14 protein-coding genes are annotated in these 14,965 nt (G+C 60.6%); 3 read left to right on the top strand and 11 right to left on the bottom strand.

All coding sequences use genetic code 11. The annotated features are described in order from the left end of the window. Nucleotide 1: 1 nt before the first annotated feature. Genes Q0K07_RS06730 through Q0K07_RS06710 form a run of 5 tightly spaced genes read right to left on the bottom strand, consistent with a single transcriptional unit; the run spans nt 2 to nt 3,744 of the window. Nucleotides 2-457 carry an MOSC domain-containing protein gene (locus tag Q0K07_RS06730; protein WP_294557931.1) on the bottom strand — a complete coding sequence of 152 codons (456 nt, stop codon included), beginning with the start codon at nt 455-457 and terminating at the stop codon, nt 2-4. A 52-nt stretch (nt 458-509) separates the two neighbouring features. Continuing rightward, nucleotides 510-1,142 carry an ATP-binding cassette domain-containing protein gene (locus tag Q0K07_RS06725; protein WP_294557928.1) on the bottom strand — a complete coding sequence of 211 codons (633 nt, stop codon included), beginning with the start codon at nt 1,140-1,142 and terminating at the stop codon, nt 510-512. Next, on the bottom strand, nt 1,139-1,834 hold the full coding sequence (locus Q0K07_RS06720; protein ID WP_294557926.1) for an ABC transporter permease: 696 nt from the start codon (nt 1,832-1,834) through the stop codon (nt 1,139-1,141). Before Q0K07_RS06720 ends, Q0K07_RS06725 begins: the two co-directional genes overlap by 4 nt. Before the next feature lie 45 nt (nt 1,835-1,879). Beyond that, nucleotides 1,880-2,701 (bottom strand): substrate-binding domain-containing protein, encoded by an 822-nt coding sequence (locus Q0K07_RS06715; RefSeq protein ID WP_294557924.1) that lies wholly within the window; start codon nt 2,699-2,701, stop codon nt 1,880-1,882. Nucleotides 2,702-2,748: 47 nt separating this feature from the next. Next, a complete protein-coding gene (locus tag Q0K07_RS06710; protein WP_294557922.1) occupies nt 2,749-3,744 on the bottom strand; it encodes a TOBE domain-containing protein in 996 nt (331 codons plus the stop codon). Nucleotides 3,745-4,115: 371 nt separating this feature from the next. Between Q0K07_RS06710 and glp the strand changes: the two genes are divergently transcribed. Beyond that, nucleotides 4,116-5,342, top strand: coding sequence for a gephyrin-like molybdotransferase Glp (glp, locus tag Q0K07_RS06705; RefSeq protein WP_294557918.1), 1,227 nt, complete (start codon nt 4,116-4,118; stop codon nt 5,340-5,342). 180 nt (nt 5,343-5,522) lie between these two features. Then, nucleotides 5,523-7,481 (top strand): molybdopterin biosynthesis protein, encoded by a 1,959-nt coding sequence (locus tag Q0K07_RS06700; RefSeq protein ID WP_294557914.1) that lies wholly within the window; start codon nt 5,523-5,525, stop codon nt 7,479-7,481. A gap of 257 nt (nt 7,482-7,738) precedes the next feature. Here the strand turns inward: Q0K07_RS06700 and Q0K07_RS06695 are convergent, their stop codons facing one another. The 6 genes from Q0K07_RS06695 to Q0K07_RS06670 form a co-directional block, all read right to left on the bottom strand. Next, nucleotides 7,739-8,092 (bottom strand): transposase, encoded by a 354-nt coding sequence (locus Q0K07_RS06695; protein WP_294557912.1) that lies wholly within the window; start codon nt 8,090-8,092, stop codon nt 7,739-7,741. 13 nt (nt 8,093-8,105) lie between these two features. Then, the gene (locus tag Q0K07_RS06690) at nt 8,106-8,984 is read right to left on the bottom strand and encodes a ThiF family adenylyltransferase (protein WP_294557910.1); all 879 of its coding nucleotides are present in this window, start codon (nt 8,982-8,984) and stop codon (nt 8,106-8,108) included. Then, nucleotides 8,985-9,233, bottom strand: coding sequence for a MoaD/ThiS family protein (locus Q0K07_RS06685; protein ID WP_294557909.1), 249 nt, complete (start codon nt 9,231-9,233; stop codon nt 8,985-8,987). 50 nt (nt 9,234-9,283) lie between these two features. After that, nucleotides 9,284-11,026 carry an aldehyde ferredoxin oxidoreductase C-terminal domain-containing protein gene (locus tag Q0K07_RS06680; RefSeq protein WP_294557908.1) on the bottom strand — a complete coding sequence of 581 codons (1,743 nt, stop codon included), beginning with the start codon at nt 11,024-11,026 and terminating at the stop codon, nt 9,284-9,286. Between the two features lie 248 nt (nt 11,027-11,274). Next, on the bottom strand, nt 11,275-11,835 hold the full coding sequence (locus tag Q0K07_RS06675; protein ID WP_294557907.1) for a nitroreductase family protein: 561 nt from the start codon (nt 11,833-11,835) through the stop codon (nt 11,275-11,277). A gap of 148 nt (nt 11,836-11,983) precedes the next feature. Further along, on the bottom strand, nt 11,984-12,478 hold the full coding sequence (locus Q0K07_RS06670; protein WP_294557906.1) for a heme-binding protein: 495 nt from the start codon (nt 12,476-12,478) through the stop codon (nt 11,984-11,986). Nucleotides 12,479-13,547: 1,069 nt separating this feature from the next. On the opposite strand from Q0K07_RS06670, the gene Q0K07_RS06665 reads away from it, so the two are divergent. Beyond that, a complete protein-coding gene (locus Q0K07_RS06665) occupies nt 13,548-14,747 on the top strand; it encodes an iron-containing alcohol dehydrogenase (RefSeq protein WP_294557905.1) in 1,200 nt (399 codons plus the stop codon). Nucleotides 14,748-14,965 lie beyond the last annotated feature (218 nt).

Raw genomic sequence — 14,965 nt, 5'->3', positions numbered from 1 at the left:
ATCACGCGGTGGGAAGAACCTGGGGGCGGAAGCTTATGCGGAAGCTGTCGCCGGGCCTGACCACGCCGCCCTTGAGAATGCGGCAGAACACGCCGCGCCGGGGCATGATGCAGTCGCCCACCTGCTGGCGGATGGCGCAGCCCATGTGGCATTCCTTGCCGATCTGGGTAAGCACGAGTTCGATGTCGTCGCCTATGGTGAAGCGGGTTCCCAGGGGGCAGGTATACAGTTCCACACCTTCGGTGGTGATGTTTTCGGCAAAGTCGCCGGGATGCACGTCGGCCCCCATGGAACGCATGTATTCAATGTCTTCCATGGCAAGCAGGCTGAGCTGACGGTGCGTGCCGTCGGCATGGACGTCGCCTTCCACGCCGTGATTGGCCACAAGCGTCACCTGAGGCTGGTTGATTTTCTTTTCTCCCTTGCGGGCACTGGTGGATACGGCAACGATACGCATGATGTTCTCCAAGCCTGGTAAAAACGGTTTGTTTCCGGGTGAACGTGCCCTCTCAGGGCCTTTTGCCGACGATGCCAACTTCCCGCGCGCCGAGAGCGGCGGGAATGTCCCTGTCGTGCGTGGCGCAGATGACGCTCACTTCTCTTTCGTGCAGAGAACGCACAACATTCAGTATGGCTTTTTCGCTCGCTTCGTCAACATTGGAAGTCGGTTCATCGAGAAGAAGCACGGCAGGGGAAAGAATGAGCCGCGAGGCGAGGGCAATGCGCTGCCTCTCCCCGCCGGAAAGCGCGCCCGGCCCCCGGGAAGCCATGTTGTCCGGATCGGTGAAGCCCACGGCCAGCATGGCATCCCTGTAGCCTTCGCGCATGCTTTTTTCATCCGCTCCGCGCAGGCGCAGCCCGAGAGTCACGTTCCAGTACACGGAAGCTTTCATGAGATAGGGTTCCTGCAGAAGCAGCGTGATCTCGCGGCGCGGATCGGCGGCGTTTCCCCCGTAGAAAAGCGTGCCCGAGGTGGGCTTTTCCAGAAAGGCGAGGAGCCGCAGCAGCGTGGATTTGCCGCTTCCGTTTCTCCCCGTGAGCACCACGGTTTCCCCTTTTTCCATGGAGAAGAAGGGCAGATAAAGCGCGGTCAGGTCGCCGTAGCGCCTGCACAGAACGTGCGCCTCAAAAAGTGTTTTCATGCTCGCCCCATACGTCTGAACCAGGCCAGAAGAAAGTTCACCAGAAAGGCGATGAGAAGGAGCACGAGCCCGAGTGCGATGCCCTGCGCGAATTCTCCCTTGCTGGTTTCCAGCGAAATGGCGGTGGTCATGGTGCGCGTGGAATAGCGTATGTTGCCGCCGAGCATCATGGCTACCCCCACTTCCGTCACCACGCGGCCGAAGGCGGTAACGCACACCATGCCGAGATCATAGCGGATTTCACGGATGGTGTACAAGGCCACCTGAAGGGGCGAGGCCCCGAGGGTGAGCAGGGTTTCCCGGCAGCGCTTATCCAGACTTTCCACGGCCTGCGCCGTCCAGGAAACGATGATGGGCAGGGCCAGTATGCTCTGACCGATGACCATGCCCGGCAGCGTGAAAAGAAGGCCGAACTGCCCGAGAGGCCCCCGGTAGGTGATGAACACATAAACGATAAGGCCGATGAGCACCGTGGGAAAGGCCAGCAGCGTATCGGAAATGAGCCGGAGCGCCTTTTTGCCCGGAAAGGAGGCGTAGCCGAGCAGAAAGCCCAGAGGCAGGCCCAGAATCATGGCGATGACGAGGGCGCAGCTTGTGGAGGAAAGCGTGGCCTGTATCGCGGAAAAGGTGGCGTCGTCCATATTCAGAAGAAGGCCGAGCGCCTTGTGCATGCCGTCGCTGAAATATCCCATGGATACCTGCAGAAAGGCGGGCCGGTCGCCCGGCCCGCGTGAGGGTTACTTGTCCGCGTTGGGGAAGAAGAGCTGCTTGCCTTCCAGCTTGTAGTCTTCAATGAGCTTCTGGGTTTCAGGCTTCACCCACCAGTCTTCAAACCTGCCGGCCAGACTCGGTTTGACGTTGGGGCAGAGCGCGGGGTTCGTGGTGATCACGCTGTACTGATTGAACAGGGCGGAGTCGCCTTCCACCACGATGGTGAGGGGGTTGGAGTCGCCCTGCTTGTTGGCGTACTTGATCCAGGTGCCGCGGTCGGTGAGGGCGTAGGCGCCCTTTTCGGCGGCAATGGCCAGCGTGGCCATCATACCCTGACCTGCGGAAATGTAGAAGGGTTCCTTGTCGGGGTTCAGGTTGGACTTCTTCCACAGGGCAAGTTCGGCGGAATGCGTGCCCGACTTGTCGCCGCGGCTCACGAAACCGGCCTTGGCGTCATAGATGCTCTTCAGGGCTTCCGCCGTGGTTTTGCCGGCTATCTTCGCGGGGTCGGCCTTGGGGCCGACGATGACGAAGTCGTTGTACATGATCTGGCGGCGGTCGATGCCGTAGCCGTCTTCAATGAATTTCTTCTCCACGTCGGGAGCATGGACGAGAAGAACGTCGGCGTCGCAGTTCTTGGAAATTTCCAGGGCCTTGCCGGTACCCACGGCCACCCACTTGAGTTCGATGCCCGTTTCCTTCTCGAAGGTGGGGGCGAGGTATTCCAGCAGACCGGAATCCTGCGTGCTGGTGGTGGTGGCCATCATCAGGGTATCCGCGGCCTGAACGGGCGCGGCGCAGGAGAGGGCGAACAGGGCGCCCAGAAGCGTTTTTCCGAAGTGGTTCATGTACATGCTCCTCGTTGTTTTCACCCCCGCAAGGGGGCGGTTGGTGATCAGTCCGTCATGATGCGGACGGCCCTTGCGGGAAAGCTCATGTAGACCTGACTGCCCTGCCTGAGCCTGAGCCTTGCGAGAGGCGCGCTTTCCAGCACGGCGCTCACCAGGGTTCCGTCCGGCAGTTCCAGGGTGAGAAAGCTTTCCACCGTGTCCTTATGCAGGGAAACGACGGTTGCCTTCACGGGGCCCTGCAGGCTTCCCGTTTCCTTTTCCGTGGAAAGCACGATGTGTTCCGGGTCGATGGCCACGGTGACGACCTGATTGAGGTGCGGCGCCATGTCCATGAAGCGGCTCATGTCGCACAGGGCCGTGATGACGAGGTCGGAGAAGGTGGTGACTTCTATGCTTGCGGCCCGCATGCCCGTTTCCATGGAAGTGATGATGCCGATGAAGGAGTTGATTTCTTCCTCCTTCGGCAGTCTGCCGGAGGCGCTCTCGCGCACGATATCCTTGGCTTCACCTCCGGCAAATTCAAGAAATTCGGCAACCTGTGCTGTTTTCTGCTGACCGAGGAAGGCCTGCACCACATTGAAGGGCACATGGAGCCTGAGCAGCTCCAGCCCTCGTGCGTAGCGTATGGCGCGCGGCCCGGCCATGCCCGGGGCAAGCCCCAGCCCCTGCGCCACGGCGTAGAATTTTTTGCGTACGAAGCCCTGATCGAAGTGCAGGAAAGCGGCGTCCTCCGCCTCGGGCAGGCTGAGTATGCGCCGGATGTGCTTCATGCAGGAAAGGGGAAGCAGAATGTCGCGGCCGCCGGGGGAGGGGAGATGCACCATGCCCGTGACGGTGTCTATGGCCTCTCTGGCGTTCAGCCCCAGAGCCTCGCCGAGGCGCAGCCCCCCGTAGCGGATGAGCAGAAAGAGCAGATGCAGGCGCGCGCGGACGATTTTCTTCGCCGTGGTCGTCGCTTCCGCTTCCCATGCCTCCCAGCGCAGCGTGAGCTGCTCCAGCATGTTCTTATCCAGGTGTTCCTGCCCCAAGGTATGCTTCACCGTTTTTTCTTCCCCTCCCTGCATCCGCAAAGCCGTGCGGCACAAGACGGGAAGGGGAAAACGCATAAAAATCATGGCGCAGGAATTATGAAATGTACCTGAGATGCCATGTTACAATATTACCGAAGAAAAATTCTCATTTCACATTATCAGAAAAAATCCTGCGGGGCAATGCGTAAGGCCTGACGTTACGGTTACAAGGCGCTTCTTATTTCAAAACCATTATCCTTCATGGCGGGATCACAGACAAAAAAAGATGTATTCCGGGAAAAAAGGGAAAAGTTGCATGACGGAGGCCGGGGGCGTATCTTTTCTTTTTTTTCCAAAAGGCTATACTTTGAGGAAGTAGCATTTTATACGCAGGAGCCGGAATGAAGTCCTTTCTTACCCTGAAATCAGTGGATGAGGTATTGTCCCTCGTCGAGACAGGCGCGCCCTTGCCCGCGGAGCGCGTACCGCTGGATGAATGTGCGGGGCGCCGCCTTGCCGCGGATTTTCTGTCTCCCGAGGATCTGCCGGGCTTTGCCCGCTCCACGGTGGACGGGTACGCCGTGCGCGCACGGGATGTCTTCGGCGCGCAGGAAGGTTCGCCCGCACTGCTGGAATGCGTGGGCGACTGCCCCATGGGCAGGGCGCCGGATTTTTCTCTGGGGGAAGGACAGACGGCCCGCATCCTCACGGGGGGCATGCTTCCCGAGGGAGCGGACTGCGTGGTCATGGTGGAGTATTCCCGCCCGGCGGGAGAAAGGCTGGTGGAGCTCATCCGTTCCCAGGCTCCGGGCGATCATGTGCTGGAGCGCGACGAAGACGCCTCCGCCGGGAGTGTGCTTATTGCCGAAGGGACCTATCTCCGTTCTCAGGAAATAGGGCTTCTTGCCGCACTCGGGCAGAGCGAGGTGCTGGTATCGCGCAGGCCCCGCGTGTCCATCATCTCTACCGGGGATGAGGTGGTGCCCTTCACACAGAAGCCCGCGCCCGGTCAGGTGCGGGATGTGAATTCCCATTCGCTGGCGGCGCTCTGCCGGAGCGCCGGGGCGGAAGTCCGCCTGGAAGGGCTTGTGCGCGACGACATGGCCGCGCTGGAAGCGGCCGTGCGCGATGCGCTCTCCCGTGCCGACGTGGTACTTCTTTCCGGCGGGTCTTCCGCAGGCATGCGCGACCATACCGTGGATATCTTCCGCGCCATGCCGGAAGGGCGCCTTCTGGTGCACGGCGTGGCCATCAGCCCCGGCAAGCCCTTCATTCTCGCCCGTTCGGGCGCCGTATGGCTCATGGGGCTGCCCGGTCATGTGTCGAGCGCCCTTGTCTGCGCCCGGGTCTTCCTTCTTCCGCTGCTCCGCCGTCTTCAGGGGGGCAGGGAGAACATCGCTCCGGGGGTTACGGCCGTGCTTTCCCGCGCCGTGGCCTCCGCGCAGGGCCGGAGGGATTATATCCGCGTGCGCCTTTCGCGCAACGGAAATGGCTGGGAGGCAGAGCCGGTCACCGCGCCGTCGGGGCTGATTTCCGGTCTGGTGGCCGCCGATGCGCTCGTGGTCTGCCCGGAAAACAGCGAAGGACTGTATGCCGGGCAGGAAGTATTCGCGCTTCTTCTGGAATAGAGGCTTCGCGCGCATGCCGCGCAGGCAGAAGGAACGGCAGCTCCTCACGTTGCTTTGTGTGAGGGTATCGCCTTTTTCCTGAGAGCGTTTTTTCACGCCCCCGGCAGAGACCGCTGTGCGGATGTGTCGGGGCGTTCTTTTTTGAGACAGGGGCGCAGGTTGCGCCGAATGAGGATGCGTATGGCAAGGCATACCTATCTTACGATGATGACTCCGGCAGAAGCCCGTGAGCTCTGGTTTTCCCATATCGATGCGCTGAAGGAGGACATGCCGGAGGAGAGCGTTCCCCTTTCCGCCGCGCTGCATCGCGTGCTTTCCCGCCCCGTGGAGGCGCTGCGCTCCTCTCCGGCCTTTCACGGCGCGGCCATGGACGGCATTGCCGTGAAGGCGGAGGATACGTTCACCGCCTCCTCGCGCAGGCCCCTGCGGCTGGAGATAGGGAAGAACGCCTTCTGGATCAATACCGGTCATCCCCTGCCCGAGGGCTGCAACGCCGTCATCATGGTGGAGCATGTGAATCTTGAGGACGGCGGGAAAACGGCGGTCATCGAAAAGGCGGCCTTTCCCTGGCAGCATGTGCGCAAGCTCGGGGAAGACATGGTGGCCACGGAAATCATTCTGGCCCCGGGCGTGGTCATAGGCCCCTACGAACTGGGCGCTCTGGCGGCCGGGGGCGTGACGCATCCCATGGTGTTTGCAAAGCCCCGTGTGGCCGTCATTCCCAGCGGTTCGGAAATCGTGGCGCTGGATGAGGCGAAGGAAGAGGACCTCAGGGCCGGAAGAGCGCTTCCCGAATTCAATTCCCTGATTTTTTCCGCCATGCTGAAAGAGGCCGGATGCGAGGTGCGCGTGTACCCCGTGGTGCCGGACGATCCCTCCCTCATTGGTGCATCGCTGCGTACCGCGGTGGAGGACGGGGCCGATCTTGTGATTCTGAACGCCGGTTCCTCGGCGGGCAGTCATGACTATACGGCTGATGTCATCGCCTCCATGGGAGAGCTGCTGGTGCACGGCGTGGCGGTCATGCCGGGCAAGCCCACGGCCCTCGGCGTGGTGGAGGCGGGCGGCCGCCGCGTGCCCGTGGCGGGAACGCCGGGCTATCCTGTTTCCGCCATTGTGGCCATGGAGGAATTCGTGCTTCCGATGCTTGCCCGCAGGCAGAAAACAAGCATGAAGCGCCGCGATACCCTGGACGTGGTACCCTGCAACCCCATTCCCTCGCGCCCGGGCATGGAAGAGCTCGTCCGTGTGAAACTCGGCATGGTGGAGGGCACCTTCTTTGCCGTTCCCCTCCCCCGGGGCGCGGGCACGGTGACCAGCCTTTCCCGTGCGGATGCCGTGATCCCCATTGCACGGGACAGAGAGGGCATTGATGCCGGGGAAACCGTGCGGGCGGAACTCTTCCGTTCCCGCGAGCAGATAGAGGGCGCGCTGCTGGCCACGGGGAGCCATGACAATACGCTGGATCTCATCGACAGCATGCTCAGGAAGAAGCACCCCGGTTTCCGTCTCACCTCCGCGCATGTGGGGTCGCTCGGCGGACTTCTTGCTCTCGGGCGTGGTCAGTGTCATCTGGCGGGGAGCCATCTGCTCGATGAGGAAACGGGCGTCTACAACCGCAGAGCCATGCGCGAACACCTGAAGGGCGTGCCTTCCCTGCTGGTGCAGCTTGTGGAGCGGGAGCAGGGCATCATGGTTCTGCCCGGCAACCCGAAGAACGTGACCACCTTTGAGGATCTGTGCCGGGAGGACGTGCGCTTCATCAACCGGCAGAGGGGCAGCGGCACCCGCGTGCTGCTGGATTACGAGCTGAAGAAGCGCGGCCTTTCCCCCGCCCGCATACAGGGCTACAGGGATGAGGAATATACGCACATGAACGTGGCGGCGGCCGTGCTTTCCGGCCGGGCCGACGCAGGACTCGGCGTGCGCTCCGCAGCTTCGGCGCTGGGGCTGGATTTTCTGTCCGTGGGCGTGGAGGAATATGATCTCGTCATTCCCTGCCGCTATGCGCAGGATGAGAGAATACTCGCCCTTCTGGACGTGATACGTTCGGAGGAGTTCAGGAACACCGTCGCGGCCATGGGCGGGTACGGAACCGTCCGTACCGGGGAAATTATCTGGGAATACGACGGAAAATAGGCCGTTCGGGAAAAGCGCCTTCCGTCTCCGGGCGGAGGGCGTTTTTTTACCCTGAGAGGCGCCTCCCGTTTTTTTGCCGGAAGGCCGTGGGCAGCAGAGGATGGCACCGGGCCTTTCTCCGCCCGGCCTGAGCGGGAGTGCCGGGGGCGCGGCAGGGCAGAAGAACGGTGCTTAAAAAATACCGCATGCCTGCGCGTGTACAAAAGGCGCGGGGCATGCGGAAAAAGGGCCGTGCGGGAAATCAGGCCGGATAAGAATCAGGATTCCGCCTGAGAGGACTTGCTGCCCGAATATTTCTTCATGGCCAGACTGCATTTGCCCTCCTTGATTTTTCTGGGCGTGCTGGCGTTTTCGGAAAGCTGAATGCTTGCGGGCAGACAGGAACGGATGATGTCGAAGGTACCGTCTTTTTTCCATGTGGTGAAACGCCGCCATGCGGTGACGTAGCTGCCCATGTCGCGGGGCAGATCGCACCAGCGGCAGCCCGTGGTCAGGACATAGAGAACGGCCTCCAGCGTTTCACGGTCGCTTTTGCGCGGGCGTCCCACCCTTTTGCCGCGTGCGAGAAAGGGTTCTATGCGTCTCCATTGCTGATCGCTGATGAATGCCATGGGTTTTCCTTTATTAAAACGATGTGTCCCTTGCCGCGGAATCGCTCCGGAAGGCGAGTGCTTCCAGCTCGGGAATGGAAAGGTCGATGTGAAAAAGCCGTCCGTCTCCGCTCCTGTGGCCGCGGATGCGGCGCATGAGCAGGGAAACCATGAGGCAGGAGGTGCCTGCGACGGTAAGCGCGTGGGCATCCATGGGGGCATGGTCTGCGGCCTGTTCCCCTTCTTCCGGGTAGAGCAGGGCGCAGGGGAGCGGAATGCCGCTGTCGAACATGGTGAAGCCTTCACTGCGCGACACCGCTCCGTGCACACAGGGCACGCCCGCCGTCCAGGCGGCTTTTTCCAGCATCTTTTTTTTCGCCACGGAATCCAGACAGTCGATGACCACATCCGCGCGCTCCAGAAGTCCGGGCAGATTCTTCTCATCCAGCGCCACGGGCAGAGCCTCGATGTCCATATAGGGCGCTATGTCCAGAAGGCCGGAGCGGCACGCTTCCGCCTTGGGCAGCCCCAGCGTCTTTTCCGTGCAGAAACATTGTCTGTTGAGGTTGCTTTCCTCGAACACATCCGGGTCGCAGAGCACAAGGTGCCCCGCGCCCATGCGCGCGAGAAGTTCCGCCGTCATGCCGCCCAGACCTCCGCATCCGGCCATGAGAATGCGAAGTTCCATGAGGCGGGCGATGTCCTCCCCGCTGAAGGCTCCTCTGCCGCGGACAAGGCGCAGAGGCCAGATGTCCTGCCGGAGAAGGGCGGTCATGACATCCCTTTCGGGAAGCTGAAGCTCTTTTGCCAGAAAGCGTATGCCTGCAAAGCTGACGGCAGGGTGGGCCGCCGTGCCCTGTGAAAAAGGGGCAAGCATCGTAAGCAGGCGTTCGCGTCCGGGAAAAGCGCTCATCTAGCCACCTCCCACAGGGGGGAAGAACGCCACGCGGTCACCGTCGTTCACGGTGCCGTCAAGATCGCTCTGGCGGCTGTTGATCATGACGATGGTGATTTCTTCCGGAGGAATGCCCATGCGCCGCGCCACGTCCCGGGCCGCAAGGGAGCTTTCGCCTTCCTTCAGCTCGAAGACAAGGCCGTTTTCCGGGTCGTACCCGGGGACCAGGTCGCGCAGGGTGGTGCTCAGTCGTATCTGTATGCTCATAGGGGCGGAAAATCCTGCGCGCGGCGTTCCCGCCGCGCGCAGGGTGAGGGTTACTTCTTGATCCAGTTGAAGGTGGTCTGCAGTTCTTCCGGCGTGAAGTCGAAGGTGGTGTTGTGGGGCGCCACGGGTTCGTCACTGAAGAAGTCCGGCAGATGGTCGGCGGCTTCGGTGATGCCAGCACGGCGGTTGAAGTCGATTTCCGTGGACAGGATGCGCTGACCCAAGGTGACCACATCGTCGCCGGTGAGCTTCCAGCCGAACTTGGCGTTGAGCATGTCCACAATGGCGACCAGCGCGTCCGGTATGTCGAGGATGGCGAAGGCCGTGAACAGGCACAGGCCCACGCTGTCCACCGAAGCCGTGGCGATCTGCAGGTTGCGGGAAAGCTCGATCTGACCTTCCTTCTTGAGCGGGTCGACCTTGCCGCCGCAGTTCAGGATATTGGCGGTGACGGCGTAGCCTGCGGTATGGTCCGCACCCATGGGAGTGGTGGCGTAGGTGACGCCCACGCCCTTGACCGCGCGCGGATCGTAGGCGGGCAGGCTCTGACCCTTGACGCAGGGAACCCTTCTCACGCCGAACACGCGGCCCGTGGTGGCGGTGCCGCAGCCGATGATGCGGCCGAGGGGCGTGCCGTCGCTGATGCCCTGCATGGCTTCCAGCACGGCCTTGCCGTCACCGAGGGGAATGCCGCCGCCGGCCATGGCCACACCGATGGCCACGCCCACGTCGATGGTGTCCACACCGAAGTCGTCGCACATGTGGTCGAAGGTGCAGATGAGGTCGAGGTCGTCGATGTTGCTGTGGGGGCCGAAGCACCACAGGGTTTCATATTCCGGCCACTTGCTCTTGAACTTGCCCTGGGCGTCGGGGAAGATGCCGCTGCAGCGGATGATGCAGCCGCTCATGCAGCCGTGGGCCACGGAACCTTCGCCGCCGCGCTCCTTGGTGAGCTTGTTCATGCGTTCGCCGGAAACGGCTTCATGATGCTCGAACTGACCGCAGGTGAAGTTTCTGGTGGGCAGGCCGCCGGCTTCGTGCAGGATGTTGACGAGCACCGCGGTGCCGTATTCGGCAAGGCCCTTGCCCGTGATGGGGTGGCTGGTGAGCGCCTTGGCAAAGCGCTTGGACGCGGCCTTGAAGCCTTCCTCATCCACGAGAGGATGATTCTTGCCGCCTTCGGGGTTGATGATGATGGCCTTGAGGCCCTTGGAACCCATGACGGCGCCCACGCCGCCGCGGCCGGCATGGCGCTGGGGGCGGAGTTCACGGTCGGTAAAGGCGATGCTGGCGGCGGTGAGCTTGAATTCCCCGGCGCGGCCGATGGTGACGTAGCTGCAGTCCTTGCCGTAGACTTCCACAAGCCTGGCCACGGCGTCGAAGTTGTTCAGCCCGGCCACGGGAGAGGGCACGAGCCTTGCGGAATCCTTGCTTATTTCAAGCTGCCACCATTCGCCTTCGGTGGCCATGTCCTCCACAATGATGGCGAGAATGCCGAGCTTGGCCAGATGGCCGCCGGGCTGGCCGCCGGAGTTGGATTCCTTGATGCCTTCGGTGAGGGGGCTTTTGCAGCCCACGGAAATACGGTTGGAGTTGGGGCTGTTGGTGGCTCCGAGAAGACCGGGAGCGAAAACGAGTTTGTTGTGCGGGCCCAGAGGCGTGCAGATGGGGTTGACCTCGCGGGCGACGATGGTGGAAGTCAGGGCGCGACCGCCCAGACCGGCGTATTCTTCGGGAATATCCTCAAAAACGCAGGCCTTGGTGGCCATGTTGACGCGCAGAAAACGAAACATGCCGTGCTCCTTGTTGGTTCGCGGTTGCTTGATGATCCGAGAAGCTTCTTTAACGCGAACATACGGCCGGGAGATTTTTTTCGTCAAGAAAGTGGAAAAATAATCACGCTTTTGACGGGAGATGCCGATTTCGTGACTCTCCGGCGGGAGCGCGGCTGAAAAGAAGGAACCGGGCGGATGACCACGAAGGAGGAGCATGGCGGCGGGAGAAGAAGGAACTTCCCGCACTCCGCCCGGTTCCCGGGCTGTCATTTCCAGGAGAAGAAAACAGGAGCCTTTCTGGTGCAGGGCGGAACAGGAACCTTGGTATGCCCCATGCTCAGCGTCGCCACCAGATGGAAGTTTCCGGGGACATGGTGGGCGGCCTTGAAGTCCTCGTCGTTGAACAGGGCCTCGGCAAAGCCTATCCAGCAGCAGCCTATGCCGTCGTTCTGCGCCGCGAGCATGATGTTGCCCGCCACCAGGGAACAGTCGTAGACGTGCCAGGGGGAATGTTCGTCCCCGTAGATGACGAGCACCGTGCCCGCCTTGTTGAAGATATGGTAATGTTCGTTGCGCAGCCAGCTTTCATACTGCGCGAACTGCGGATATTCTTCGAGGTGATCCAGTACTTTTTTCTTGATGCGTTCGGAAAGTTCGTCGATTTCCTGCCTGTCCTGAAGCACCACGAAGCCCCACGGCTCCATGCCGGAACCGGTGGGGGCCTTGATGGCAAGGTCGACAAGCTTTTCCAGCTCCGCTTTCGTCACCGGTTCTTCCGTATAACTGCGGATGCTGCGCCGTGTTTCAATGGCCTGAGTGATATCCATGAATATGTTCCTCATGAAAACGGAAGAAAGCCCCGGGCTGCTCATCACACCGCGCATCATGCCGGGGCGGCAGGAAAAGGGCGGATACCGGAAGGCACCCGCCCGTAACGGCCGGTACATGCTGCAGGCCGGTCCGGCCCTGCCTTCGTTACTTGTTCAGAGCCGCGACACCGGCCTTGGCTACGTTGGTGTCTTCCTGCACGGAACCGCCGGAAACGCCGATGGCGCCGACGATGACGCCGTTCTTGTCCTTCAGCAGCTCGCCGCCGCCGAAGATCACAAGACCGTTGTTGGTCACTTCAATGCCGAACAGTTCACCGCCGGGCTGGGCGGCCGCGCCGAGCTCGGCGCTGGACATATTGAACATGCGTGCGGTTTTCGCCTTCTTCATGGAGACGTCGATGCTGCCGAGGAACGCGCCGTCCATGCGGCAGAAGGCCTTGAGGTTGCCTCCGGCGTCGATGACGGTGATGTTCATGGGCACGCCCTGTTTCTTGGCGAAGGCGAGGGCGCCGTCGACGACTTTCTGCGCCTGAGCGAGGGTCAGATCGCCGGGCAGCTGAAGTTTGCTGGTATCAACGGCGGCGGAAGCGGGAACGACCATGGCGGCCAGAAGGGCACAGGTAAGAAGAATGTGACGCATGATACTGCTCCATGTTTTGCAAAAGACGGACATGGCGGAAAAGGCCATGCACGTTCTTCTGGTTTTTCTTTCTTATAGCCCAGGATATGATGTGTTTCAAGGGGGTTCGCGCCATGTACCCGCTATTTTCCCCCACACATGCACCGGGCGGCGGCTTTTATCTTTCATAATACCTGAGGAAGGGCGGCGCCTTCTGCATGGGAAGGGGCGGAAAAAAGCGTCGTGTCCCTGCAGGGCAGGCTCCGGATCTGCCTCTTCCTGCAGAATCCGCCGTGCTCCGTGTGTCTTTTCTGCCCGCAGAACAAGGAAGGCATGCCGTGCCTTCCGGGAAGAGGGGAGGACATATCCTCTGCGCTCTTCCACGGAGAAGGCGGGGCAAAAGGGCGGGCGTCCGCCCCTTATTCTGCGCCTCCGGGAGAACGCCCTGCACCAGGGGGGATGCGAAGTTCCGATGAAGCAGACGTGGGCCCTGCCGGGGAAATTCCCGCGTCAGCAAAGAGGCATCCGATGACGCGGCCTCTGCCGAAGTCCTCCATGGGAAATTCCCGCGCCGGGGGAGATGCCCGGAGACCTGTATATAAGGAAAAGAGGGCTCTCTTCAGGGCTTCTGGCAGGGGCACGAAAAAAAAAGTGGTGCCCGCAGAAAAAATGTCGCCCGGAGGAGGGGAGAGAGGGCGGATTCCCCCGTTGACGGGCTTATTCTGCGCGTGGCTAAGCTGCGCCTTTAACATTTTGAAATAAAATATTTTTTACAAATAAAACAGATAGTTGAATGATGATCCTGGAGAGAGGCGGGCATGTTAAATCCTTCTCCAGAAGGCCCCTTCCGGGGAGAGGAGAAATAATTTTGAAATAGAATTTTGAAATGGAAGCGACAAAGTTCGGGGCTTGTCCATTTGATAACGTGTTAACCGCTTAGTATTCCTTGTTATTTTGTTTGATGAATTTTGAAATGAAAAAGTTATTTTTTTATTTTTTTCTAAGATTTGACTTTTTCACAGCATTCCCGTAGGACAAATACAGTACAAGTCTCTTATCCTTTTGCTATCAATGCTACCAAGGAGTTATTATGAGCACCGATGTCAAATGCATGTATCAGGGACAGATCACTTCCTTCTTCATTCCTACTGTTACTCTGGTAGGCCCCAACTGCAGCAAGGAGATCCCCAACCGTTTGAAAAGCCTGGGTGCCAAGCATCCTCTCATAGTAACTGACAAGGGTATCGTTGCCTGCGGCATTCTCAAGCTGATTACCGACATTCTTGACGCCGGCGGTATCTCTTATGTTGTGTTCGACGGCGCCGTTCCGAACCCCACCGACCAGAACGTTACTGACGCTGCTGCTGTTTATAAGGAAAACAACTGCGACAGCCTCATCACCCTGGGCGGCGGCAGCTCCCATGACTGCGGCAAGGGCGTCGGCTTCCTCGTGAGCAACGGCGGCAAGATTCAGGACTACGAAGGCGTGGACAAGTCCTCCAAGCCCTTCCCGCCCTATGTTGCCGTGAACACCACTGCCGGTACCGCTTCGGAAATGACCCGCTTCTGCATCATCACCGACGTGGCCCGCAAGGTGAAGATGGCCATCGTTGACTGGCGCTGCACTCCCAGCGTCGCCATCGACGACCCCGTCCTCATGATGGGCATGCCGCCTTCCCTCACCGCCGCCACCGGTATGGACGCCCTGACCCACGCCGTGGAAGCCTATGTTTCCACCGCCGCCACCCCCATGACCGACGCCTGCGCTGAAAAGGCCATCGAGTACATCAACCGTTATCTGCGCCGCGCCGTGGCCAACGGCCAGGACAAGGAAGCCCGCGAAGGTATGTGCTACGCCGAATACCTCGCCGGTATGGCCTTCAACAATGCCAGCCTCGGCCACGTCCATGCCATGGCCCATCAGCTGGGCGGCTTCTACAACCTGCCGCACGGCGAATGCAACGCCATTCTGCTGCCCTACGTCTGCGAATACAACCTCATTGCCGCCCGTCGCCGCTTCGGCCGCATCGCCAAGCTGCTCGGTGAACGTACGGACAGCTACACCGCCAACGAGTCTGCCGAAGCCGCCGTCAAGGCCATTCGTCAGCTCTCCCGCGACGTGAACATCCCCGAAGGCCTCATCGCCCTCGGCAAGAAATACGGCAAGGAAGTCCGCGAGGAAGACATCCCGATCATGACCGCCAACGCCCAGAAGGACGCCTGCGGTCTGACCAACCCCCGCATCATGACCGACGCCGCCGTGGCCGCCATCTACAAGAAGGCCCTGTAAGCTTATGACATGAGCCGGAGCTTCCCCTCCGGCTTCCCTCCACATTCTGGTACATCCCCTCCCAGACGGGCGCGTATGATTCCGTACGCGCCCGTTCCTTTTTTTAACCGTGCGGGAGCCTCTTTGCACCGTGCGGCTTACCTAGGTTCAGGACTCATTAAATATAAAAGATGACAATGGCAGCGAGACAAATGGCCGAAAAGAACGTGTGTGCACAA

Source organism: uncultured Mailhella sp. (assembly GCF_944324615.1).
In the GTDB taxonomy this organism is placed as follows: Bacteria; Desulfobacterota; Desulfovibrionia; order Desulfovibrionales; family Desulfovibrionaceae; genus Mailhella.
The sequence above is the reverse complement of the archived record's forward strand: the minus strand, read 5'-3'. Positions and strand labels throughout refer to the sequence as shown.

Excerpts from the sequence above, each read along its gene's own strand:
- Q0K07_RS06665 (WP_294557905.1), top strand. The coding sequence starts at position 13,548 with ATGAGCACCGATGTCAAATGCATGTATCAGGGACAGATCACTTCCTTC.
- glp (WP_294557918.1), top strand. The coding sequence starts at position 4,116 with ATGAAGTCCTTTCTTACCCTGAAATCAGTGGATGAGGTATTGTCCCTC.
- Q0K07_RS06730 (WP_294557931.1), bottom strand. The coding sequence starts at position 457 with ATGCGTATCGTTGCCGTATCCACCAGTGCCCGCAAGGGAGAAAAGAAA.
- Q0K07_RS06720 (WP_294557926.1), bottom strand. The coding sequence starts at position 1,834 with ATGGGATATTTCAGCGACGGCATGCACAAGGCGCTCGGCCTTCTTCTG.
- Q0K07_RS06685 (WP_294557909.1), bottom strand. The coding sequence starts at position 9,233 with ATGAGCATACAGATACGACTGAGCACCACCCTGCGCGACCTGGTCCCC.
- Q0K07_RS06695 (WP_294557912.1), bottom strand. The coding sequence starts at position 8,092 with ATGGCATTCATCAGCGATCAGCAATGGAGACGCATAGAACCCTTTCTC.
- Q0K07_RS06690 (WP_294557910.1), bottom strand. The coding sequence starts at position 8,984 with ATGAGCGCTTTTCCCGGACGCGAACGCCTGCTTACGATGCTTGCCCCT.
- Q0K07_RS06675 (WP_294557907.1), bottom strand. The coding sequence starts at position 11,835 with ATGGATATCACTCAGGCCATTGAAACACGGCGCAGCATCCGCAGTTAT.
- Q0K07_RS06670 (WP_294557906.1), bottom strand. The coding sequence starts at position 12,478 with ATGCGTCACATTCTTCTTACCTGTGCCCTTCTGGCCGCCATGGTCGTT.
- Q0K07_RS06725 (WP_294557928.1), bottom strand. The coding sequence starts at position 1,142 with ATGAAAACACTTTTTGAGGCGCACGTTCTGTGCAGGCGCTACGGCGAC.
- Q0K07_RS06715 (WP_294557924.1), bottom strand. The coding sequence starts at position 2,701 with ATGAACCACTTCGGAAAAACGCTTCTGGGCGCCCTGTTCGCCCTCTCC.
- Q0K07_RS06700 (WP_294557914.1), top strand. The coding sequence starts at position 5,523 with ATGGCAAGGCATACCTATCTTACGATGATGACTCCGGCAGAAGCCCGT.
- Q0K07_RS06680 (WP_294557908.1), bottom strand. The coding sequence starts at position 11,026 with ATGTTTCGTTTTCTGCGCGTCAACATGGCCACCAAGGCCTGCGTTTTT.